24 protein-coding genes are annotated in these 22062 nt (G+C 72.0%); 12 read left to right on the top strand and 12 right to left on the bottom strand.

All coding sequences use genetic code 11. The features are described from left to right. Positions 1–40: 40 nt before the first annotated feature. Genes JKJ07_RS14050 through JKJ07_RS14040 form a run of 3 tightly spaced genes read left to right on the top strand, consistent with a single transcriptional unit; the run spans position 41 to position 2526 of the window. Positions 41–220, top strand: coding sequence for a hypothetical protein (locus JKJ07_RS14050; protein ID WP_202991957.1), 180 nt, complete (start codon positions 41–43; stop codon positions 218–220). 45 nt (positions 221–265) lie between these two features. After that, entirely contained in the window at positions 266–889 is a 624-nt protein-coding gene (locus tag JKJ07_RS14045; RefSeq protein ID WP_202991956.1) for a sigma-70 family RNA polymerase sigma factor, read from the top strand. Next, the gene (locus JKJ07_RS14040) at positions 886–2526 is read left to right on the top strand and encodes a hypothetical protein (protein ID WP_202991955.1); all 1641 of its coding nucleotides are present in this window, start codon (positions 886–888) and stop codon (positions 2524–2526) included. The genes JKJ07_RS14045 and JKJ07_RS14040 overlap by 4 nt, the downstream gene beginning before the upstream one ends. Here JKJ07_RS14040 and JKJ07_RS14035 read toward each other — a convergent pair. The 3 genes from JKJ07_RS14035 to JKJ07_RS14025 are packed head-to-tail and all read right to left on the bottom strand — an operon-like array spanning position 2517 to position 4631. Next, the gene (locus tag JKJ07_RS14035; protein ID WP_202991954.1) at positions 2517–3149 is read right to left on the bottom strand and encodes a YwqG family protein; all 633 of its coding nucleotides are present in this window, start codon (positions 3147–3149) and stop codon (positions 2517–2519) included. The two genes, JKJ07_RS14040 and JKJ07_RS14035, sit on opposite strands and share 10 nt — an antisense overlap. Further along, a complete protein-coding gene (locus JKJ07_RS14030) occupies positions 3146–3619 on the bottom strand; it encodes a nitroreductase family deazaflavin-dependent oxidoreductase (protein ID WP_307834256.1) in 474 nt (157 codons plus the stop codon). The genes JKJ07_RS14035 and JKJ07_RS14030 overlap by 4 nt, the downstream gene beginning before the upstream one ends. A gap of 7 nt (positions 3620–3626) precedes the next feature. Then, complete coding sequence (locus JKJ07_RS14025; RefSeq protein WP_202991953.1) at positions 3627–4631, bottom strand: EcsC family protein; 1005 nt, start codon at positions 4629–4631, stop codon at positions 3627–3629. 95 nt (positions 4632–4726) lie between these two features. On the opposite strand from JKJ07_RS14025, the gene JKJ07_RS14020 reads away from it, so the two are divergent. Continuing rightward, positions 4727–5437 (top strand): SDR family oxidoreductase, encoded by a 711-nt coding sequence (locus tag JKJ07_RS14020; RefSeq protein WP_202991952.1) that lies wholly within the window; start codon positions 4727–4729, stop codon positions 5435–5437. 20 nt (positions 5438–5457) lie between these two features. Here JKJ07_RS14020 and JKJ07_RS14015 read toward each other — a convergent pair whose 3' ends face one another. After that, positions 5458–5829, bottom strand: coding sequence for a VOC family protein (locus JKJ07_RS14015; protein WP_202991951.1), 372 nt, complete (start codon positions 5827–5829; stop codon positions 5458–5460). Positions 5830–5858: 29 nt separating this feature from the next. Here JKJ07_RS14015 and JKJ07_RS14010 point away from each other — a divergent pair, with 29 nt between their 5' ends. Then, positions 5859–6497: a hypothetical protein gene (locus JKJ07_RS14010; protein WP_202991950.1), complete on the top strand. Its 639-nt coding sequence runs from the start codon at positions 5859–5861 to the stop codon at positions 6495–6497. Positions 6498–6532: 35 nt separating this feature from the next. On the opposite strand, the gene JKJ07_RS14005 is transcribed toward JKJ07_RS14010, so the two are convergent. The 5 genes from JKJ07_RS14005 to JKJ07_RS51705 are packed head-to-tail and all read right to left on the bottom strand — an operon-like array spanning position 6533 to position 10719. Next, positions 6533–8017, bottom strand: a complete 1485-nt coding sequence (locus JKJ07_RS14005) for an MFS transporter (RefSeq protein WP_202991949.1) — start codon at positions 8015–8017, stop codon at positions 6533–6535. Between the two features lie 59 nt (positions 8018–8076). Beyond that, on the bottom strand, positions 8077–8640 hold the full coding sequence (locus JKJ07_RS14000) for a helix-turn-helix transcriptional regulator (protein WP_202991948.1): 564 nt from the start codon (positions 8638–8640) through the stop codon (positions 8077–8079). Further along, positions 8641–9009, bottom strand: a complete 369-nt coding sequence (locus tag JKJ07_RS13995) for a hypothetical protein (protein ID WP_202991947.1) — start codon at positions 9007–9009, stop codon at positions 8641–8643. A gap of 58 nt (positions 9010–9067) precedes the next feature. Next, the gene (locus JKJ07_RS13990; protein ID WP_202991946.1) at positions 9068–9727 is read right to left on the bottom strand and encodes a response regulator; all 660 of its coding nucleotides are present in this window, start codon (positions 9725–9727) and stop codon (positions 9068–9070) included. Further along, positions 9724–10719, bottom strand: a complete 996-nt coding sequence (locus tag JKJ07_RS51705; RefSeq protein WP_202991945.1) for a sensor histidine kinase — start codon at positions 10717–10719, stop codon at positions 9724–9726. Before JKJ07_RS51705 ends, JKJ07_RS13990 begins: the two co-directional genes overlap by 4 nt. A 150-nt stretch (positions 10720–10869) precedes the next feature. Between JKJ07_RS51705 and JKJ07_RS51700 the strand changes: the two genes are divergently transcribed. Genes JKJ07_RS51700 through JKJ07_RS13970 form a run of 3 tightly spaced genes read left to right on the top strand, consistent with a single transcriptional unit; the run spans position 10870 to position 13892 of the window. After that, positions 10870–13167 carry a putative bifunctional diguanylate cyclase/phosphodiesterase gene (locus JKJ07_RS51700; RefSeq protein ID WP_202991944.1) on the top strand — a complete coding sequence of 766 codons (2298 nt, stop codon included), beginning with the start codon at positions 10870–10872 and terminating at the stop codon, positions 13165–13167. A 49-nt stretch (positions 13168–13216) separates the two neighbouring features. Beyond that, positions 13217–13483: a type II toxin-antitoxin system Phd/YefM family antitoxin gene (locus tag JKJ07_RS13975; RefSeq protein WP_202991943.1), complete on the top strand. Its 267-nt coding sequence runs from the start codon at positions 13217–13219 to the stop codon at positions 13481–13483. Further along, positions 13473–13892, top strand: a complete 420-nt coding sequence (locus tag JKJ07_RS13970; RefSeq protein WP_202991942.1) for a type II toxin-antitoxin system VapC family toxin — start codon at positions 13473–13475, stop codon at positions 13890–13892. The genes JKJ07_RS13975 and JKJ07_RS13970 overlap by 11 nt, the downstream gene beginning before the upstream one ends. Positions 13893–14007: 115 nt before the next feature. Here the strand turns inward: JKJ07_RS13970 and JKJ07_RS13965 are convergent, their stop codons facing one another. Continuing rightward, positions 14008–16233, bottom strand: coding sequence for an FtsX-like permease family protein (locus tag JKJ07_RS13965; RefSeq protein ID WP_202991941.1), 2226 nt, complete (start codon positions 16231–16233; stop codon positions 14008–14010). Beyond that, a complete protein-coding gene (locus JKJ07_RS13960; protein WP_202991940.1) occupies positions 16230–16904 on the bottom strand; it encodes an ABC transporter ATP-binding protein in 675 nt (224 codons plus the stop codon). Before JKJ07_RS13960 ends, JKJ07_RS13965 begins: the two co-directional genes overlap by 4 nt. Before the next feature lie 164 nt (positions 16905–17068). On the opposite strand from JKJ07_RS13960, the gene JKJ07_RS13955 reads away from it, so the two are divergent. The 4 genes from JKJ07_RS13955 (at position 17069) to JKJ07_RS13940 (ending at position 20676) form a co-directional block, all read left to right on the top strand. Then, positions 17069–18280: a sensor histidine kinase gene (locus tag JKJ07_RS13955; protein ID WP_236029065.1), complete on the top strand. Its 1212-nt coding sequence runs from the start codon at positions 17069–17071 to the stop codon at positions 18278–18280. After that, positions 18277–18951 carry a response regulator gene (locus JKJ07_RS13950; protein ID WP_202991938.1) on the top strand — a complete coding sequence of 225 codons (675 nt, stop codon included), beginning with the start codon at positions 18277–18279 and terminating at the stop codon, positions 18949–18951. The genes JKJ07_RS13955 and JKJ07_RS13950 overlap by 4 nt, the downstream gene beginning before the upstream one ends. 22 nt (positions 18952–18973) lie before the next feature. Beyond that, a complete protein-coding gene (locus JKJ07_RS13945) occupies positions 18974–19597 on the top strand; it encodes a DUF6199 family natural product biosynthesis protein (RefSeq protein WP_202991937.1) in 624 nt (207 codons plus the stop codon). Between the two features lie 473 nt (positions 19598–20070). Further along, a complete protein-coding gene (locus tag JKJ07_RS13940) occupies positions 20071–20676 on the top strand; it encodes a hypothetical protein (protein WP_202991936.1) in 606 nt (201 codons plus the stop codon). On the opposite strand, the gene JKJ07_RS13935 is transcribed toward JKJ07_RS13940, so the two are convergent. Next, positions 20666–22030: a tetratricopeptide repeat protein gene (locus JKJ07_RS13935; RefSeq protein ID WP_202991935.1), complete on the bottom strand. Its 1365-nt coding sequence runs from the start codon at positions 22028–22030 to the stop codon at positions 20666–20668. The two genes, JKJ07_RS13940 and JKJ07_RS13935, sit on opposite strands and share 11 nt — an antisense overlap. Positions 22031–22062: the final 32 nt, after the last annotated feature.

The following is a 22062-nucleotide window of genomic DNA, read 5'->3' as shown; positions in this document are numbered from 1 at the left end:
TCTTCTCTACAAGCACGCATCAACGGGAGGGAGACCTGCGGTGACACAGGACGAGCGCGCGGTGGCCGAGCGGGATCACCAGGGGACACTGTGGCTGATCAACGGAATCCTGGCCGGCGTCGGCGGGGTGTTCCTCACGACCGGGTCGGTGCCGGTCACCCTGATCGCCGCCGCGGTGGCGGTCGTCATCTCGGGTATGGCCCTCATGACCCGCCGCTGACGCTCGGTCATCATGAGACCCGGACGACGAGGGCGGGAGGGCGACGTGGCCGACAGACCGGAGCGGCCGGTCCCCGCCGAGTCGTTCGAGGACTTCTTCAAGCGGATGTACGAGCCGCTGCTGAGCTTCGCGACGTTCTGGTGCGGCAGCTACCACGACGCGGACGACGCCGTGGACACGGTCATGGTGGCCATGTGCGAGCGCTGGCACGAGATCAAAAGCCCGGCCGCGTACGCCCGGCGGGCAGTCCCCCGGACGATCATCAAGCTTCGCCGTGACCGCGGCGACCACCGCTTCGTCGCCGTGCCGACCGACCAACTCCCCGAACTGGTCGACATGGTCTCGGACATCGACCGGATCAGCGGCGACCAGTGGGTGCAGGAGCTGCTCGGCACCCTGCCGCCGACCCAGTACGCGGTGCTCAGCCGCTTCCTCGACGGCCTGAGCATGAGCGAGATCTCCGACGAACTGCGCCGCAGCGAGTCCACGATCCGCCAGAACTACAAACTGGCCCGCGACCGCCTGCGCCCCGCAGTCAGCGAATACGACCGCACCCGCCCGCCCCCGCCCCCGCCGCGTTCGCCGTCTTCGGCACCTCCCCCTCCTTCCCCACCCCCGCCGCGTTCGTCGCAGGGGCAGAATGTGGACAGAGCGGGAGGCGAGCGATGAGCGACGACAGCGTCTTCGAGGAGTTGGCCGACGCGGCCGACGCCTCCGCGCGGCTCACCCACGCCCGGCTCGGGGACGACGAACTGCAGCGCCGATACCAGCGGGTGGCGCGGGGCGGCCCCCGGCCCGAGACCGGCGACCGGCCGCAGATCCTCGACATCTGGCGGGCGATCGCGGAGGACTGCGTACGGGAGGATCTGTGGGTCTGGGGTGACGGGCCGGTCCGCGATGCAGTCGCCGACGCCGAGCAGCTGCTGTGCCTGCTGCTGCCCGCCACCCGTCTGCCCAGGCTCGCGCTCGACCGTCCCGACATGACGAGCCAGGAAGTCCTCGCCGCGCTGGCCCCGCTGGGCGACGAACGGAAGATCCCGCACCGGCTCGCCGCCATCCTGCTCGACTACTACGCCGAGCACGCCGACAACGGCACGCCGACGTTCACCGGCTCGGTCGACTCGTACGCGGTGTCGGTGACGTTGTCGCTGGCCACCCTGGGTTTCGTCAGGATCTTCCGGACCAGCACGGCCCGCCAGGCGCTGCGCGACCAGCTGCGGGACCTGGAGGAACGGGCGAGTGTCCGGCTCACCGCGGCGCAGGAGGGGCTGCTGCGTACGTTCAGCGTCACCGAGTTCGACACCGAATCCCCGGCCGGTCGGGCGCTGCTCGCCATGGTGAACCAGGACAGACTGCCGGTGCCCCAAGTGGTGGCCCGGCTGCGGGCTGACTGGCAGGAGATGCTCGCCGCTGCCCCCGAGACCCTCGTCGCGGACGACCGGGATGCCGACCTGCTCGAGTGCGGCTGGCCCGGAGGGATCACCGCCACGGTCACCGCCCTCGAAGCGGTGGAGGAGCTGATCTCCGAGCGGACGCGCGTTCTCGGCCTGCTCGACGAGGAACAGCAGCGGCTGTCCCGGAAGCTGCAACTACGCTACGAGCTGGCCCTGTCCTACTGGGCGGGGATCGCGACCTTCGGGTCGGGCCGGTGGCCGGTCGAGGATGTGCCGTGGGTCGCCACCGACGGCGAGAGCTCCGACTACAACACCCTGCAAGTGGCCTCGCTGGCGATGAAGGGCATGGTGGCCCGGCGCGGCGCCGATGCTCAACTGGCCCGGATCGGCTCCATCCTGCTCGAGCTGGCCGACCGCGCGCGGATCACCCGTCGCTCGGCCCCGGACGAACCCCACGAGCATCCGGACTTCGCCCCGCTGCTGCTGCAGCGCGCCGTTCAGTTGGCCGGTCTGGTGACCGATGCCCACCGGCGTGAGGCGCTGCTCGCGCTGGTGGATCGGATGCGGGACCACCACATGCCGCCTCGCCGGTCCTGGCACACGACCATCGCTGTCGTCCGGGCGTTGGTCGCCGTCTCCGTCGCGCGGGCCGAGTCACCGGTTCGCAGCGGCGCGATGGCCGACTTCACTTCGGAACTCTTGACCGAGGCGGAGCACCTTTACGACCGTGAAATGCTCGACCCGCAGCAGTCACTGCCGGAGCAGCTGGAACGGATCGGGGCCGACCTGCGCCGGGCCCGGGAAATACGGCGCGAGAAGCCGGGGGTGGCCGCGGCGGTGGCGGCCGATGTGAACCGCCGGCTGCGCGAGCTCGCTGCCGCCCGGGAGTCTCGCCAGGAATCTCAGTTCTGAATGGCGGGCCAGGCGGCCTCGGGGTGGCAGCGGGCCGGGCAGGCGAAGATGTAGACCTCGTTGCCCAGGAAGAGCTGGGCCTGGTCGCCGTTCTTGTCGCGCATCGGCCACATGTCGAAGCCGAAATTCTCCGGCACCTGGCACAGGAAGACCATGTCGGTGCCGCAGGAGCAGCGGTAACTCTCGGGCTCCTGCGCCCAGGACGGGACGCCGCCCAGCTTGAAGCCGGAACGGCCACGACCGTGTTCGTCGACCTCTTCGTCGGCGGGCCGGAGGGCGAGCCGACGCGGTTCCAGCTGCGGTTCGGCGTCCGGCGAAGCTACGCCGTACGGGCGGAACAGGAAACGCCAGAACGGGCCGGCATAGGGGTCCACTGCCGTGTCCCAGTAACGGTCCGGCAGCTGAGCCGGGCCGAAGGCCGCGTCGTCGTGCGCCGGGCACTGAAATACCAGTAGATGGTCACCGGCGAACTGCGGGACGTCGAGCTGGAAGAAGAAGACCATCGGCCGGCCGCAGAAGCAGGCCGGCCACGGTTCGCCGGCATCGAGCAGCGGCCACCCGCCGATCGTGTTGCGGTCGCCGGCAACCGGCGGCTCGGGCTGGATCTCAACGGTGTGGATCATCGACGGTCCTCTTCCAGCCGGAAAACTCGCAGCGTACGGGCTGCGCGGGCGTCATAGTCGCGAAACGCCGGCCAGACCCGCAACAGCAGCGGCCACAACCGTTCCCGCTCGGCCCCGTCGACCAGCATTGCCCGTACGGGGGTGGTCTCCCCGCCGATCGTGATCGTGGCCGCCGGGTTGGCCAGCAGGTTGACCGACCAGCTCGGATGATGGTCCTGCCCCCAGTTCGAGCCGATCACGACGAACGCGTCCCCGTCACGGGCGTACAGCACCGGCCGTTCCCGCGGCAGACCGCTTTTGCGCCCCGTGGTCGTCAGCAACAACGTGGCCGGCGCCGTCCGCCAGCCGACCACCGAGAAGCGGCCCTTGGCGAGCCGGATCAACCGCCGGTCGAGCGGCATCAAGAACCGCCCCGAGGCGGCGAACCACCGCCGATGCCCGATCCGCAGGATCAACTCGCTGATACGCACGGCAGCATCAAAGCACAGCGGCCGTCTCTCCCTCGCCGTCGTCCTGCCGGCGGAGATTCTCCGGCACCGGCTGCCCGTACTTCTCGGCCAGATACAGCGTCTGGGCGTAGAAGCGGGCCTGCCGCACCACGTCGCCCAGCACGTACGCGTTGGTGCCCGCCCCGGCGATCACGGCGACCACCGGCATCGCCTTCGCGACCTTGTCGACCGGAACCGCGCGCCCGTTGGCGAACTGTTTCATGAGCTTCTCGACCGCCGCCATCAGCCGATGGTCGTCCCGCAACTTCTGGCTCCACCGCACCCGGTCCTTGGCGACGTTGAACGCCGCCCCTGCCTTGCGAGCGGTCTCGACCTTCGGCGCCTGGCTGCGATAGGCCCGCACCACCATGCGATCGACGAGGTGCTTCATCTCATCGTCGTTCACATCGAACCCGTACGCGTAACAGACCCGCGTGGCGACGGCCGTGCTCAGCACGTGCATCGCCACCATGTCCAGGGTGAGCGCGGCGACCCCGCCGGCGAACGGAACCATCGCGAGCGCACCCATGGCCCCGCCCTGCAGCGCTCCGCTTGTGCGCCACTTCAGCGCCATCGTCCGGGTGAAGTCGTCGAGCTGCTCGAGGTCGAGCCCCTTGAGGTCCGCCAGCTTCTCGACCTCCCGACCGGCCGCCCGGTGATGCTCCAGCACCTTTTCGGGATCCACGAGCTCGGTCGTCCAGTCGGTCACGAGCTCGAGCAGGTGAACGGCTTGCTTGGCCACCGGCACCAGCGCCGCGTCGGCCACAGTCCCGAGGCCGTCCTTGACGACCGGGGGCGTCACGTTCGCGACGGCCTGGCCGGCCTTCCGGGCGGTCTCCTTGACCTGCCGGCCCGCGCCGCCGATCGCGGCCCTGGCCTTCGGCGGGAGCAGCTGGCGGCGCTCGGCCTTCTTCGCCCAGTGCCGCTGCAACTCCGCCCACCGTCGTTCCTCGTACGGCGACATCACGGGCGCCTCACCGGGACCTTCACTCATACGGCAGAGGCTAGATGATCTTCCGTGTCCGCAGCCGGGTGACGCGCCTCGCAGTACTTGCCCCTGACGTCAACGTGAGGTTCTAGCGTGGCGGCATGCAGATCAACGGAACAAAAGCCCTCGTAACCGGCGCCAACCGTGGCCTGGGCAAGGCCTTCGCCGAGGCCCTGCTGGCCCGCGGCGCGACCACCGTCTACGCCACAGCGCGCAAGCCCGAGAGCATCGACATCCCCGGCGTCGTCCCGCTGCGGCTGGACGTGACCGATCAGGCGTCGATCGACGCGGCGGTCGCCGAGGTGGGTGAGCTCGACATTCTCGTCAACAATGCCGGCATCTCGACCAACGCGCCCCTGCTCGGCCCGTCCAAGGAGAACATCCGCCGGGAGTTCGAGACCAACTTCTGGGGGACCCTCGACGTCACCCGCGCCTTCGCGCCCAAGCTGGCCGGCGGGGCCATCCTCAACGTCATCTCGGCGCTGAGCTGGTATGCCTTCGCCCCGGCGAGCAACGGCTACGCCGCCTCGAAGGCCGCGATGTGGTCGCTCACCAACGGCGTCCGGCTCGAGCTGGCCGAGCAGAAGACCCAGGTCACCGCCCTGGCCCTGGCCATCGCGGACACCGACATGATGGCCGGCTACGACATCCCCAAGCTGCCGCCGCACGAGGTGATCGCCCAGGCCTTGGACGGCCTGGAGGCGGGCAAGCTGGAGGTCATCGCCGACAAGCCGACGGCCAACGTCAAAGCCTCCCTCTCCGGTGACCCGGCCCTGTTCTACGCCGACATCCCGGCCGCCCTGTTCGGCTGACGGCACGGGCCGGGGACGGATCAGGCGGGCCCGGCCAGCCCGATCAGGTTGCCCTCGGGGTCGGTGAAGTGGGCGACCACCAGGTCACGACCCTCAGGGCGCTCCGGCCCCATCACCCGCCGCCCGCCCAGCGCCTCGGCCCGCCGCAGCGCCTCTTCCACGTCGGGCACCCCCACGTAGAAAACGGTCTGCGGCCGAAACCCGGCACCGCCACCCACCCCGCCCGGGATCGTGTCCCCGGCCGGGGTGAAGCCGTACGAGCCGGGCTCGGAGACGGACGCGGCGACCGGCCCGGAGGTATCGAACGACCAGCCGAACAGCGAACCGTAGTAGCCGCGGAGGGCGGCCGGGTCGGTGCCGATTATCTCGAAGTGCACCACGGGATGCGTCATGCCGACCGAGCATGCCCTAGATTCGGGGCGTGATCGACCCCTTCGAGGACGCCGGCGCGCTGCGGGAGGCGTATCTCGGGGTCGACTGGGCCACGACCCCGCTCGGCCCGGTCGCCGAGTGGAGCCCGACCCTGCTCAGCGCGGTCGACATGTTGCTGCACACCCGCAGCGCGGTCACGCTGTTCTGGGGTGCCGAGCAGGTGATGGTCTACAACGAGGCCTACGTCGACATGATCGGCGACAAGCATCCGGCCGCGCTGGGCGCCCCGGTGCATGAGGTGTTCGCCGAGATCTGGGACGAGATCGGGCCGATGATCGCCACGGTGCGGACCGGCGCCGCGGCGACCGGGCTGAGCCCGCTCGTGCCCTACGACGACGCCTACCGCGGGTTCCTGCGCCTGGTCGCGGCCGCCCTCAACCAGGGTCTCAGCCGGGCCGGCGAACGCGCCTTGGCCGAGGCCTTGCAGCGCAGCCTGCTCAGCCATCCCGCCCAGCCCGACCACTTGCAGGTGGCGGTCCGCTATCAGCCGGCGGCCGAGGGGGCCAAGGTCGGCGGCGACTGGTACGACGCGTTCACCCTGCCCGACGGCCCGGCTTCGACGCCCTGCTCGGCGCGCTGGCCGCGGCCCCGGACAAGACCGCCGAGGCCCTGTGCGACCGCCTGCTGACCGAGCTGGCCGGCCGGGCCGAGGACGACGTGGTGCTAGCCGTGGTGCACCGGCGTCCGGCGTAGCGGGCCGCGCGTGACGACGTACGCGAGAAGCAGTGCCATGACGGCGACGCCGGCCCACATGGCCTGTTGCCAGCCGTCGACGAAGGATTGCTGGGCGGCCGCGAGCGAAGCGGCGTCGGCGTTGGCGATGTTCTCGCGTACGGCGGAAGGGGCGCCGGGCAGGCGGGAGTCGATGGCGGAGCGGTAGCCGGCCGACAGGATCGCGCCCAGCAGGGCCACGCCCAGGGCGGTGCCGAACTCGCGGGTCACGTCGTTGAGCGCGGACGCCACGCCCTGGCGGTCGCGGGGCAGCGAGGACGTGATGGCCTCGGTCGACGGGGTCATCGACAGGCCCATGCCCAGGCCCATCGCCAGCATGCCGGGCAGCACCGACAGGTAGCCGCCGTCGACGGAGACCAGGGCGGCCATCAGGGCCAGGCCCGCGCCGCCGAGGGCGATGCCGGTGGCCATCGTCGCGCGGGCGCCGGCCCGGGCCGCCAGCCGCGGGGCGAGGCCGGAGGCGACCATCATGAGCAGCGCCATCGGCAGCATCGCGAGCGTCGAGCGCAGGCCCGACCAGCCCAGCACGGCCTGGAAGTACGGGAACAGCACCACGAAGATGCCCGCCTGCACGCCGAAGACGGTCAGCAGCGACACCGACCCGCTCGCGAGCCCGCGTGACCGGAACAGGCGCACGTCGAGCAGCGGGGCGGGGTGGCGCAGCTCCCAGGCGACGAAACCGATCGCGGCGATCACGCCGAGGGCCAGGCCGATCAGGGTCTCCGGGGCGGCCCACCCCCGTACGGGACCCTCGTGCAGGACGAAGATGAGCGCGACCACGGCGATCAGCGACGTCACCGAGCCGCCGACGTCGAAGCCCTTCCCCTCGCGGGAGTCGGGCACCGAGCGTACGGTCAGGACGGCCGCCACCAGGACCAGCGCCACCGGCAGCAGGAACAGCCAGCGCCAGCTCGCGACGTCGACCAGGATCGCCGAGAGATACATGCCGAGCAGGCCGCCACCGCCGGCCACACCGGTCCAGATGCCGATCGCGCGGGACCGTTCCTCCTCGGGGAACGTCGACGTGATCACGGCCAGGGTGACCGGCATGATCATCGCCGCGCCGACGCCGCTGAGCAGGCGGGACGCGATCATGACCTCGGTCGTCGGGGCGAGCCCGGCCACCGCGTTGGCGACGCCGAAGACGAGCAGGCCGGTCAGCAGCACGGGCTTGCGGCCCCAGCGGTCGCCGGCCGCGCCCAGCGGCAGCAGCAGGGCGGCCAGGGTGAGCGCGTAGACGTTGATGATCCACAGGACGGTGCTCTGCGAGGCCCCGAAGGCCAGGGCGATCTGCTGCTGGGCGACGTTGAGGCCGGAGACGGAGGCGATGACCGCCATCAGCGCGACGCAGACGGCGATCAGAATCGCGCGGCGCCGGCGGGGGTCGTCGATCGTGACGGTGGGGGCGGTAAGCATGGCGCAAAGGTAGGGCGGCTTTGCCCGTACGGCATTAGCTCTTGCGGGAATAGCAAGAATCAGGCTGACGCGTGGGCGCGCTCGCCCTCCTGGTCGAAGATCGTGAGGATCTCGACCGGGCCGTCCACCGCGCCGATGAAGTGCGGGATCATCGTCGAGAACTCGGCCGCGTTGCCCGTCGCGACGGGGATCTGCCGCTCGGCCAGATGCAGCAGCGCCGTCCCGCTGATCACCGTGAACCACTCGCGCCCGGGATGGACGGCCAGCCGCTCGGGGCTCGGGCGGCGCTCCGGCGTGATCCGCATCTTGGCCACGAGGCTGCCGCCGGGGCGGGCCGGCTCGCGCGACAGCACCCACGTCGTCAGCCCCGGCTCCTGATGCTGCAGCGGCCGGATGATCACGTCGGCGTCGTCGACCGGCTCGACCAGGTGATCGATCGTGGTGTCGAGGGCCCGGGCCAGCGCCACCAGCTGGTCGAGGTCGATGCGGCGGTGGCCGGTCTCGATGCGGCTCAGCGTGGACGGGCTGATGTGGCAGCGGGCGGCCAGCGCGTCGAGGCTCCACCCGCGGGCCTGACGCAGCCCGCGGATCCGCTGCCGGACGACGTCCGAGATCTCTTGCATTTAGTGCACGTTACCTTGCCGATGTCGCAACATGGGGATCAGCATCGCCGGAAACATCAGCACGTGCCCGGCCGTCATCAGGGTGTCCCCGCCGATCAGCCCCAGCCAGTACGGCACGAGCAGCACGACGAACGGCGCCACCATCCACGCGCACATCTCGCCGATGTGCGCCCACCCGTGCTTGCGGACACGCATCCACAGGGCCATGCCGATCGACATGTTGGTCGCCATCACCATCGCGGCCGCGTCCGGATGCTCGGACAGCGACGGCACCGCCATCGACCACAGCGGTGCGAGAGCGAACATGCCGACGAACATGGCGATGACCATCTCGAGGTAGTGCCCGGCGAACTTCAACGTTGTCGTCATGGCCCGATCATCGAAAAACCGGGGTCACGGTTTCAGGTGCCGGAAGTCATGCCCGGGGTCACGGAATCAGGCCGAGCCTGGCGGCGCGCAGGGCGGCCTGCGTACGGTCGCGGACGCCGAGCTTGCCGAGCACGTTGGTGACGTGGTTCTTGACCGTGCCCTCGGCCAGGAACAAGGCGGCCGCGATCTCCCGGTTGCTGCGGCCCTCGGCGAGCAGCCGCAGCACCTCACGCTCCCGGTCCGAGAGCGGCACCACCAGAGGCTGCGGCGGGGGCTCGGCCTCGGCGTCGGGCAGCTGGGCGAACCGCGCGACCACCTTCGCCGCCACCGAGGGCTGCAGCACCGACTCGCCCCGCGCGGCCGCCCGTACGGCCTCGACCAGCCGCTCCGACGACACGTCCTTGAGCAGGTAACCGAGCGCGCCCGCGCGCAGCGCCGCGAACACGTCGGCGTCGTCGTCGAATGTGGTCAGCGCGATCACCTGGGTCGCCGGGTGCTCGGCGCGGATCCGGCGGGTGGCCGCGACCCCGTCCAGCACCGGCATGCGCAGGTCCATCAGCACGACGTCGGGCCCGGTGGCGGCGACCTGGCGTACGGCCTCCTCGCCGTCACCCGCCTCGCCCACGACCTCCAGACCGGCCGCGGCGCCGAGCAGCACGGCCAGGGCCTCGCGGAACAGCGCCTGATCGTCGACGAGCAGCACCCGTACGGGGGTCATCCTGGCACCTCCATGCGCAGCGTGGCCCCGGCCCCGGGCGCCGAGTCGAACGTCACCCGCCCGCCCAGCCGCGCGGCCCGTTCCCGCAGCCCGACCAGGCCGAAACCGCCGCCTGTCTCGTCGCCGCCGACTCCGTCGTCCCGCACCTCGAGGCTTACTGTGCCGGCGGCGGTGTAGTCGAGGTGCAGCGTGACATTGGTGGCCCGCGCGTGCTTGTGGGCGTTGGTCACCCCCTCCTGCGCCGCGCGGAACAAGGACTCCTCGGCCTCAGCCGGCAGCCCTCGCGGCTCGCCCCGGACATCCACCGAACCCAGCTCGCGCAACGCCTCGGGCAGCGGCGCTCGCTCCTCGCGCAGCGCGCCCACCGACCGGCGTACCTCCTGAAGGGCCTTCTCCGCCTGCTCCTGGGCCTTGGCCAGCATCTCGTCGGCCCGCTCGGGAGCCGCCCGGGCCGCCTTGATCTGCATCTGCACGACGGTCAGCGCATGGCCGAGCCCGTCGTGGATGTCGCGCGCCACCCGGTTGCGCTCCTCGAGCACGGCCACCCGTTCCGCCTGCTGCCGGGCCGTCTGCTCGCGCATCAGCAGCCTGGTGACGACCGCGGCGAACGCCCCCACCGCGAACAGGCTCAACCCCTCGCGCAGCCCCTCGGCCAGGGCCATGCCCACGTGGAAGAACGGCAGCAGCGCCACGACCACGGCCACGGCGGCCGGCGGGAGCAGCAGGGTGGCCTGGACGACGAGCACCACGAGCATCAGCGTCGAGCCGACCGACGCGTCCGAGGCGTAGAAGACGGCAAAACCCAGCAGGACCAGGCCCACCACGTACGGGAAACGGAAGCGGCCCCGCTCGGCCCAGGCGAACCCGAAGATGGCCGCGACCGTGAACCCGAACGCGGGCAGCAGCGCGATGCCCTCGCTGTGGCCGCTCCCGACGTCGACGAGCAACGTCAGGAACGCCGCGACGGTCAGCGCGGCCATGGCCCTTTTCACGCCACCACTGTCACGGCAACCACGGATCCGGGTCAAACAGGTTCAGGTTCAGCGGGAGCCCTTGCTTACCGGAGTCGCGGGGGTACCCTGTGGCGCGAACAGCCCCGCGATCTCCTCAGCCCGCGGCGGTGTCGAGCCGATGGGATCGCTGTGGAGAGGACGAGTGCCGCCGGCGGGGTGCGGGTTCCCCCGTTCCGGCTGACGCGTGCCCTGGCCGTCTCCGCAAGCACCATGGCCCTCGCCGCCCTGTGGTTCGGGTTCGGCCTCGTGCACGAGACACCCACCTCGGCGGGCTGGCTCGCCGTGCTGATCTCGGTGCCGGTGGCCGCGGTCGTCTCGTGGCGGGCCTCGGCCGGCGGCCGCACCTACTGGCGCTACGCCTCGGTCGGCATCGTGCTGATCGGCCTGGGCGCCGTCTCCAACGCCTGGGACTACTTCAGCGGCGCCCAGCACGGCCAGCACATCGGCGGGCTGACCGCGGCGATCTACGTGCTGGGGCTGGTCGCCTTCGTGGCCGGCCTGCTGCGCATCCCCGGCGCCCGGCGCACCGGCATCGAATGGGCCCGCTTCGGCCTCGACACCGCCACGGTCGTCGTCACCGTGCTCACCTTCACCTGGCATTTCGCGTACCGGCGGTGGGAGAGCTGGCTGGGCGGCACCATCGCCGACTCGTTCTCCGTGTTCATCGTGCTCTCGGCCGGCTTCGTCTGCGTCTTCGCCTTCGTCAAGGTCGCCTTCACCGGCACCGGCCCGATCGACCGCCGCGCCCTGCACCTGCTCGCCCTGACCGGCGCGGTCGGCGCGGGTGGCGGGTCGCTGGCCCCGCTGCTGGCCGACCGGCCCTACCTGAACACCGCGCACATTTTGCTGCCGGCCACCTCGCTGTGCCTCAGCCTGGCCGCCGACCGGCAGCTGCGCGCCAGCCGCCTCGGCCGGCCGTTGCCCCGCCCGGCGATGAGCCGGCTCAGCCTGATGCCGTACGCCGCGGTGCTGGGCACCGGCGCCCTGCTGCTCACCAGCGCCATCGGCCACACCGCCGACCTGCTCGCCGTCGCGATCGGCTCGGTCACCGTCACGCTGCTCGTCGCCGCCCGCCAGCTGGTCGCCCTGCGCGACAACGCCCGCCTGCTCGAGGACCTCGACGCCCAGAAGCAGGAACTTGCCTACCAGGCCGGCCACGACGCGCTGACCGGCCTGGCCAACCGCACCGTGCTGGCCCGCGAGATCACCGAGGCCCTGGCCGACGACCCGGCCGACGTCAGCGTGGCCCTGATCGACCTCGACGACTTCAAGGCCATCAACGACGACCTGGGTCACGCCGTCGGCGACGCGCTGCTGGTCGCCGTGGCCGAGACGATCGCGTCCCAGCTGCCGCCGGGCAGCCTCGTGGCCCGCCAGGGCGGCGACGAATACGCCCTCCTGCTGCGCGGCGACGCCCCCGGCACGCTGGCCGCCATCACCTCCCGCCTGCGCCTGTCGGTGCACGCGGGCGGTCACGAGCTGGTCGTCGAGTCGAGCATCGGCCTGGCCCCCGCCCGCGACGGCGACACCGCCGACGAGCTGCTGCGCCGCGCCGACGTGGCCATGTACGAGGCGAAGGGCCAAGGCAAAGGACGCCAGGTCACGTACGCCGCGGAGATGGACCAGCGCACCGCCGAGCAGTCCCGCCTCGCCGCCGACCTGCGGGTCGCCCTCGACACCGACCAGCTCAACCTGGTCTACCAGCCGATCGTCGAGATGCCGGGCGGCGAGCTGTACGGGGTCGAGGCCCTGATCCGCTGGAACCACCCCACCCGCGGCCCGATCGGCCCCGACGTCTTCATCCCGGCCGCCGAGCGTACGGGGCTGATCGTGCCGCTCGGGGCCTGGATCCTCGAGGAGGCGTGCCGGCAGGCCGCCGCCTGGCGCGCCTCGCTGGGGGAATGCGCCCCGCACACCGTCACCGTCAACGTCTCGGCCCGGCAGCTCCGGGAGGCCGGGTTCGCTGCCGATGTCGCCGCCGTGCTGCAGCGCACCGGCCTGCCCCCTTCGACGCTGACCGTGGAGGTCACCGAGACCGCGGTCTTCGACGGTGGCACGGCGCTGGCCGAGGTCCGGGCCATCTCCGAGCTGGGCGTCAAGATCGCCCTGGACGATTTCGGTACCGGGCACTCGTCCCTGGGGCTGCTCCGCACGTGCCCGGCCGATGTGCTGAAGGTCGACAAGTCGTTCGTCGACGACGTCACCGAGGGCGGGCAGCAGGCTGTGGTGGTGGCCGCCCTGATCGGCATCTGCGAGGGGATGGGATTGCGGGCCGTCGCCGAAGGTGTCGAAACCGCCGAGCAGGCAGCCGAACTGCAGCGGCTGGGCTACCGATATGCGCAGGGCTTCCACTACGGCCACCCGATGCCGGCCGCGGCGATCGCCGACTACCGCCCGGCCCCGGCCCGCAACCGGATCGCCGCGTAGGCAACCAGCGCCTGTAGCACGTCGTAGCACATATCGTTAGTCTGTAGCTATGGTTGAGCCGTCACGCGAGATCACACAACGCGAGCTTCGGAACGACTCCGGTGCCATCATGCGTGGAGTTGAGCGAGGCGAGTCCTACACGATCACGCGCAATGGAACGCCGATCGGTCGTCTCATCCCACTTCGGCGACGCACTTATGTTCCCCGCGACCAGGTGATGGCCGCGTTTGCGACCGCAGCGACAGTTGATGCCGATCGGTTGCGCGCTGACCTGGATGCCGCCGTCGAGCAGGACCCGTTCGACCGTGACTGGTGACGCCACCCGCGGCCTGATCGACACGAACATCGTCGTTCACTTGTCCGTCCTCGACCCCGCCCTGCTGCCCAGCGAGATGGTCATCAGTGCGATCACCCTGGCCGAGTTGTCCGCCGGTCCCCATCACACCGACGATCCCATCGAGCGGGCCAGGCGAACCAGCGTGTTGCAGCACACCGAGGCGACGTTCGACCCGTTGCCGTTCGACGCCGAGGCAGCCCGCACGTACGGCGTGATTTGCGCGGCGGTCCTGGCCACCGGCCGGACACCACGTCGCCGTGTCGCGGACCTGATGATCGCCTCCATCGCCGCCGTGAACCGGCTGCCGCTCTACACCACCAACCCCGGAGATTTCGTCGGGCTGGAACAGTTGCTCACCGTGGTGGCCGTACCGCGGCCGACCCGTTGACAACGATGCCGCCGAGGCGGGCAGCGGTGCGGATCTTCACGTCAGGGGGTTCGGCCGGTGCGGGTGCGCGGCCGGTCACGCCCCGGGTGCCGCTCGGGTGCCGGGCGATCGGCTCCTATTCGGTTCGCAAGGCCACCGCCGTACGGGTGCGGGCGGCCCAGCCGGCGGGGAGCAGCGCTCCCAGCAGGGCGATCACCGGCCCGCCCAAGGCCAGCCCACCCAACAGCACCGGCCCGTAGACGTCGAGCAGCGACTCCGGCAGGTGCAACCCGCCGCTGGCGGCCATGGCCGGTACGACCAGCCTTTGCATGGCGATCCCCAAAGGCACCCCCAGCAAGCTGCCGAGCACCCCTAGACCCGCCACCGAGGCGATCACCATGGCGATCGTCTGGCGTGGGGTCATCCCGAGGGCCTTGTGCACGCCCAGGTCGTGGACGCGATCGCGCAGGTCGAGCACCAGCATGTTGAGCACACCCAGGGCGGCCACCGCGAGCAGCAGCAGGGTCAGTGTCAGAGTCAGGCCCTGGACGACGGCCAGCAGGGGGTCGATCTCGGCGCCGTTGGGCTGGGCGGTCAGGTTTTGGCCGGCGAGTGCGGTGGTCAGGGATTGGGCGTACGCGTTCTTGTCGGTGCCGTCGGTGAGGGCGATGTGCCACTCGCCGACGGGCACGTCGGGGATGGTGCTCGTGGACGTGAAGACGCCGCCGTTCGTCTCGAAGACCTCGCCGACGATGCGGAGCCGTACGGGCTGGTCCTGGATCTTGATCTGGACGGTGTCGCCGATCCGGGTGCCGGTCGCGTTGAGGAACGGGGCGCCGGCCACGGCCTCTCCGGTGGCGGTGAACCAGCGGCCGGAGACCATCTCGAAGCCGTCCCACGTGGCGTCGCCGGTGATCGTGGTGACGCTGAACGGGTCGGTGTTGCCCGAGACGATTGCGGGGGCCTGACCCATCCCGTACGCGGCCCGGGTGCCGGCCTGGGCGGTGATCGCCGGGAGCGCGCCGGCCGCGTCGCCGCGCATGCCCATGACGATCACGTCGGCGTTGTCCTGCTCGACCGCGGCCTGGATGCGAACCAGTGAGGCGGCGAGGCCGGTCGCGAACGTGACCGCGGTGGCCCCGGTCGCGACGGCCAGCAGGATCGCGGTGGTGCGGACGGGGCGCGCGAACGGGCGGGCCAGGCCGAGCGCGACCGGCCGGGAGACGGGCAGCCGGGCGGCCCATCGTCCCGCCCACCGGCCCCGTACGGGTCCGGCCGCGCGACCGACCGCGATGGCGTCGACGGTGCGCAGCCGACCGGCCCGCAGCGCCGCCGCCCACGCGGTCGCGGCCACCACCACGAGCACCCCGCCCGCCGCCACGAGGGTGACCCACCAGGCGATCGTGGCGTTGGACGACCCGTACAGCTGCTCGGTCTCGGCCAGCACGGGCAGCGCGATCAGGTTGCCGGCCACCGCTCCGGCAACGCCGCCGACGCTTGCGGGGATCAATGCTTGGGCGACGAACGCGCGGACGATCCCGGCGGGGGTGCAGCCGAGCGCCTTGAGGATGCCGATGCGGCGGGTGCCGGCGGCGACCGCGCCGGCGATCACCGTGCCCACCACGAGCACGGCCATCACGATGCCGAGCAGGGCGAACGCGACGAGGAAGGGCACGAAGACGGCGGCCTCCTCGACGGCCTGCTGCCGCACGTCGAGCCAGGAGCGGGCGCCGGTGACCGCGCCCTTCGGCAGGGCCGCCTCGACTGCGGCGCGACCGGCCTCGACATCGGCGGCCGTGCTCGCGGCGCCAAACCGGTAGAGCATCTGATAGCCCTGGATCGTGCCGAGCGATTCCACTGCGGACGGCGCCACCCAGGCCGTCGCCGTCTGGCTGACCGAGCGGGCGGTGCCCACCACGGTCAGGGTCACGCCGTTCTCGGTGGTCAGGTGTTCGCCGACCGGCAGGCGGAAGCTGCCGTCGCCGACCACGATCTCGTTCGGGGCGGTGGCCCACCGGCCGTCGGTCACTTCGACCCGGTCGACGTCGCCGCCGGGGTCGGCCCGGGCGACCAGGGTCAGGGGCGGTCCCTGCAGGGGGACGTCCAGCACCGCGTACGGGCCGGAAGCCGCGACCACGCCCGGCACGTCGGCGGGAGGCTTGGCGTCGGGGGCGAGTTGGACGGTCAAGTGGGCGCCGTGCTGGGCAGCGAAGGAGTTGTCGAAGGGCGCCCGCGAGGCGACCAGCAGCCCGGCCCCGAGCACGGAGGCGGTCACGGCGGCCGCGGCGACCAGCCCGATCACCACCGTCTGGACCCGGCGCCGCCGTACGCCGGAACGGATCACCTGCCGCAGCCCGCTCACCGCTCCTCCTCGGCGTGGCCGTCGCGCATGCCGATCGTGCGGGTGGCGCAGGCCTCGGCCAGCCGCAGGTCGTGGGTGACCAGCACGATCGTCTGGCCGCTGTCGTGCAGGCCGTTGAGCAGGTGCCGCACGTCCTCGCCGGAGGCGGTGTCGAGCGCGCCGGTCGGCTCGTCGGCCAGCAGCAACGCCGGCCGGTTGACCAGCGCCCGCGCCACCGCGACGCGCTGCCTTTCCCCTCCCGACAATCGCCCCGGGTACGCGTCGGCGTGCCGGGCGATCCCCAGCGAGCTCAGCAGCCCGGCCGCGTGGTCGCGGGCCGCCTTGCGGGAGCCGCCGGCCAGTTGCGCGGGCAGCAGCACGTTGTCGAGCACGGTCAGGTCGTCGAGCAGGTTGAAGAACTGGAAGACGAGCCCGATGTGCGCCCGGCGGTAGCGGGCCGAGGCCGCCTCGCCGAGCGTGTCGACGCGGGTGCCGGCCACCGTGACCGTGCCCTCGTCCGGGCGGTCCAGGCCCGCGATCAGGTTGAGCAGAGTGGACTTGCCGCTGCCGGAGGGTCCGAGCACGGCCACGCACTCCCCCGGTTTCACGGTCAGCGACACGTCGTGCAGCGCGGGCGGGCCCTCGTCGTAGCGGCGGGTCACCCCACGCAGGTCGATCACGGGATCGGTCATGTCGGCGCTCCTCGATAGGTCGGTCGCAGCGACGCTACGAGCGCCGAGTCGTTGGTCGCGTCGGTCCCGCGATGCAACTTCCGTACGGCGTCATCCCTGCGATGTAGCTATCGCGGCCGATGCCCGTACGGGCGTGGCCGGGCCAGAATGAGCGGGTGAAGTGGATGGTGGCCGCCGGGCCCTTGCCGAGACCGGGCTGGCGCGCGCTGCTGCTCGACGGCGCCCTGGCCTTCGCGCTCGGGCTCGTCAGCTTCCAGGCCGCCACCGACGACGCCGGGGTCATCCGGCCGATCCCGCCGATGATTCCCGATCCCTGGCTGCCGGAGCCGCCGCCCGAGTCGGATCTCGGCGCGCTGCTGCTCGTGTTCGTCCTGTGCGCGCCGCTCGTGCTGCGCCGGCGCTACCCGCTGGCCGTGCTCTGGGCGACGATCCTCGCCTCGTTCCTGGTGCTGGCGAGCCAGGGCGATCAGCAGCCCAACCTCTATCCGTGCGTGGTGGTCGCCTCGCTCATCGCCGTCTACAGCGCGGCCGCGCACAGCCCGTACAGGCGGCCCGCCCTCGTCACCGTCGCGGTGGCCGCGGTGCTCGGGCTGGTCGTGGTCGAGGTGCCCAAGGATTATCTGCCGTTCCTGATGCTGACGCCGCTGACCGCCGCGGCCGGCGGCCATTACGTGTGGAAGCGGCGCGCCGGGGAGGACCGGGAGCGGATCGCGGCCGAGACCCGGGCCCAGGCCGAGGCGCTGCGCGACGCCGTGGACGGCGAGCGGGCCCGGATCGCCCGCGAGCTGCACGACGTGGTGACGCACCACGTGAGCGTGATGGTGATCCAGGCCGGGGCCGCCCGCGCGGTGCTGGCGGCCGAGCCCGACCAGGCGCGGGAGGCGCTGCTGGCCGTCGAGTCGACCGGGCGGTCGGCGCTGACCGAGCTGCGCAACGTGATGGGCTTGCTGTCCTCGCCCGTGCTGGAAGGGGGACCCGAGGCGCCGCAGCCGGGGATCGAGGGGCTGCCCGCGCTGGTCGGGCGGATGCGTGACGCCGGGGTGCCGGTGCTGCTCACGGTCGTCGGCGAGCAGCGGCCGATCGCGCCCGGGGCCGGGCTGACCGCGTACCGGGTCGTGCAGGAGGCTTTGACGAACATGGTGCGGCACGCGCCCGGGGCCACCGCGATGGTGCTGGTGGAGTATTCCGCCGAGGAGTTGCGGGTCGAGGTGGCGAACACCGAGCCGACCGGGCCCGCCGTCACCGGGCCGACCGGCGGGCGCGGGCTGATCGGGTTGCGGGAACGGCTCGCGGTCTACGGTGGGAGCCTGCGCGCCGAGGCCCGGCCCGGCGAGGGCTTCCTGGTCGAGGCCCTGATCCCCCTGGAGACAGCATGACCGTACGGGTGGTGGTCGCCGATGATCAGGCCCTGGTCCGTACGGGCTTCCGCATGATCCTCACCGCGGGCGGGGTGGACGTGGTCGCCGAGGCGGCCGACGGGGCCGAGGCCGTCGACGCCGTGCGGCGCACCCGCCCCGACGTGGTGCTGATGGACGTGCGGATGCCCGAGCTGGACGGCCTGGAAGCGACCCGGCGCATCCTGACCGGGGCCGCCGCGGCGCCGCGCATCATCATCCTGACCACGTTCGACCTCGACCAGTACGTGTACGCCGCGCTGGCCGCCGGGGCCAGCGGCTTCCTGCTCAAGGACGTGACCCCGGAACACCTGGTGGCGGCCGTGCTGATGGTGCGCGACGGCGACGCCCTGCTCGCCCCGGCGATCACCCGGCGGCTGGTCAGCCGGTTCGCCCGGCGCGACCCGCAGGTGCCGGCGGTGCACCGCGACCTGGCCGCCCTCACGCCGCGCGAGACCGAGGTGCTGCGCCTGCTGGCCGGCGGGCTGAGCAACGCCGAACTGGCCGCCGAGCTGCACCTGTCCGAGGCCACCGTGAAGACGCACGTGGCCCGCATCCTCGGCAAGCTGCAGCTGCGCGACCGCGTGCAGGCGGTGGTCGTCGCCTACGAGACCGGCCTGGTCAGCCCCGGTTCCCCGGCGGGCCGGCCTTGATCGGCTCTGCGACACTGCGGCCGTGGGGCTGATCATCGGTGGTGCGCTGCTCATAGCGTTCGCTCTCTGGACCGTCATCGCGCCGCGGCAGCAGTGGCAGCTGCTGAACGCCTGGCGCTACCGCGACCCCGACGCCAACGAGCCGAGCGACCTGTCCTACAACATGGGCCGCGCGGCCGGGGTCGGCACGATCGTGCTGGTGCTCGTCCTCGGCTCGGTCCTGATCCGCTCGTCCCACCACCCCGAACGCGACGCCGCCGAGGCGCGCGAGGCCTTCTTCGGCACGTCGTCGGCCAAGCTCACCGCGGCCCCGCCGCCCGGCTCGACGGGCACGCCGGTCGCGATCTGGCGCTACGCCACCCCGTCCGAGAAGCTGCTGGCCGGCCTGGGCCCTGTGCCCGACGCCGACCTGCTCATCGCCGTGGACGGCGCCTTCCGCCCCGACGCGATGACCGTCGACGAAACCCCGTCCCAGGTGACAGTCACCCTGCGCGGCGCCTGCACAAAACCGGAGATCCTCTGCGACCCGGCCAAACGCAGCCAGGCCCTGCCCCCGATCCAGCTCTTCCCCCTCAAACTGGCCGCGCCACTGAACGGCAGGCCTCTGATCGACGGCGCCACCAAGGAAGAGGCGATCGGCCGCTGAGCTCGGGCTGCTAGTCGAGGTCCGCACCCGTATAGCCCGCCCTCCCAGGGGGTCCCCCACCACAGATAAATCTACCGGAATTCGGCAGGGGCCCGGCGGTTGTCCACAGTCCAGAGTTATCCACAGGGCCCGCTTGAAGATCACCAAAATCGACGATAATGGGTGGTGGCCGGGGGTCCCCCTGGGAGGGCGGGTTATACGGGTCGGCGAGCTACACGGCCCGGCGAGCAATACGGGTCGGCGGGTCATCAGAGCCGGGACCAGGCCGGTTGCGGGCCGCGTATCGCGCACCTTTCTCATGTTCGGGGATGTGCCGCCGGCCCGCGCCGAAGTCGACCTCGACCTCCGGGCGGATCGTCGCGCTCTGGGATCAGGGCGCGGACCCGGGCGCGTCACGCACCGAACGACATCCCTGCCTGCCGGGCGTAAACCGGAGGCGCACCGGCACGGGAGGCGCCTACGCTCGGGGCGCTATGAAGACGCGGTTTGTGGACACGGGGCGCCGGCTTGACATGTTTGCCGGGGAGTTTGTCGTGTGTTGCCCGCGCTGCGGCTCGGCGGGGATGGTGCGGCGGGCGTGGGACGGTGAGCGACGCCGGTGGGAGCGCGCGCGGTTCTCGTGCCTGGCTTGTGGGCGCTTCCGATATGAGGGGCGCTGGGCCGGGCCGCTGTCCCTCGCGGTGCAGCGCCGCTGCGGCAACTGCGGGCGCTGGCTCACATTCGAGCGAACGGTCTCGACGGCGCCGACGAGCCTGAAAGTTGAGCTCACGTGCCACGACTGCCAGGCGACGACCGTAACGCAGGCGCATGTGTGGGCGATCGGCACGCCGCGGGCGTTGGTTGATGACTGTTTCGGGTTGCCGTTGTGGTTGCAGACTTCGTGCGCGGGGCACACGTTGTGGGCCTACAACGCGGAGCACGTCGCCTATCTCAAAGACTTTGTGCGGGCCGGCCTGCGGGAGCGTCAGGGGTTCGTGAACACCTCGCTGGCGTCGCGGCTGCCGGTCTGGCTCAAGCAGGCCAAGCATCGCGCCGAGGCGTTGCGGGCAATCGGGCGGCTCGAAACACTCATCCCTTGACGACGGCGAGCGTGCTGACGGGCGTGGCGTTGAGGGCGCTCAGCGGGGTGCCCTTGTCGCCCCAGCTGCCGTCGGCGATGGCGGCGTCGCGCTGGGAGATCAGGTCGGCGTATTTCGTCTTGGGCAGGCGGTCGAGGCGCAGCCGCCACGTGACGCCGGTGCCCTCGGGGCGGGTGGAGCCGAGATAGATCGTGTACGGGGCGGCGCCGTTGCCGATGATGTCGAGCTTGCCGTCGAGGTAGCAGCGGCCGGCCACGCAGATGAGCAGCGCGACCACCGTGTCCGTCGACTTCACGTCGGCCGGGGCGACCGAGAAGCGGGCGTCGAACGGGTAGGACACGCGGCTGTTGGCGGCCGGGGCGACGATCCTCGTCCGTACGGTGGCCGGGGGTGGGGTGGTCTTGGCGGGCGTGGGCGCGGTGGTGGCCGGGGCGGTCGTCACCGGCGGCGACGGGGGTGCGGTCGTGGAGGCGGCGGCCGAGGGCACGACGGGGGCCTGCGGGAGGGCGGAGATGCCGGCCGAGGCGACGGGAGCGGCGGCGGCCGGCTGGGAGGGCGCCGGCTGCGCGACGGCGGTCTGTTCCGGCTTTTCGTCGCCGGGCCGCAGGACCAGCACCGCGACGACTACGGCCACGATGATGCCGCCGACGACACCGCCGAGAGCCGCGGGCATCCAGTTGCGGCGGGCGGGAGAAGGCGGGGCCGAGGTCAGCGGCGGGACCGCCTCGAAACTGGGCGCGGGCGAAACCGGCGGGGGCGCGAAAAGAGGCGCGGGCGAAACCGGCGGCGGCGCGATAGGAGGCGCGGGCGAAACCGGCGGCGGCGCGAAAAGAGGGGCCGGCGCGGCCGAGGTGGGCGACGCGGAAACGGGCGCGGCAGGCGGCGCGGAGGTGGGCGCACCGAAGATCGGCGGGCCAGGGTCGAGCGGAGGCGACGGCTGCGCCGCGGCGTCCAGATATTCGCGGGCCCGGGTCACGGCCCAGTGGTCCTCCCCCAACGCCGCCGGCCCCAGCTCGGCCACCTTGGCGAAGTTGCGCCGGGCCACATGCCGGTTGGCCAGTTCCTCGGCCACCACGGCCAGGTCGAAGGCGAGCATCACGACCAGCGGATCGGCGTCCCCGCGCGAGGCCGCCGCGGCTTCCTCGAGCACTCGCCGGGCCGCGGCCGGATCCCCGGCCGCGATGTGCAGCCCGGCCAGCTGCCGCATCGTCTCGAGCAGCTCCGGGTCGCCCTCGGCCAGTCCGGCCCGGCCCTGCGCGACCGCGTCCTCGAGCAGCGCGCGGGCCGCTTCGGGGTCGCCGGCTTCGGCGAGGCTTCGGGCTTGCTGACGCAGATTGTCGAAGGCGTGAGGCACCCCGCCATGCTGCCTGCCGGGCGCAACCGATG

The organism is Paractinoplanes lichenicola (genome assembly GCF_016785085.1).
Lineage (GTDB): Bacteria > Actinomycetota > Actinomycetes > Mycobacteriales > Micromonosporaceae > Actinoplanes > Actinoplanes lichenicola.
The sequence above is the reverse complement of the archived record's forward strand: the minus strand, read 5'-3'. Positions and strand labels throughout refer to the sequence as shown.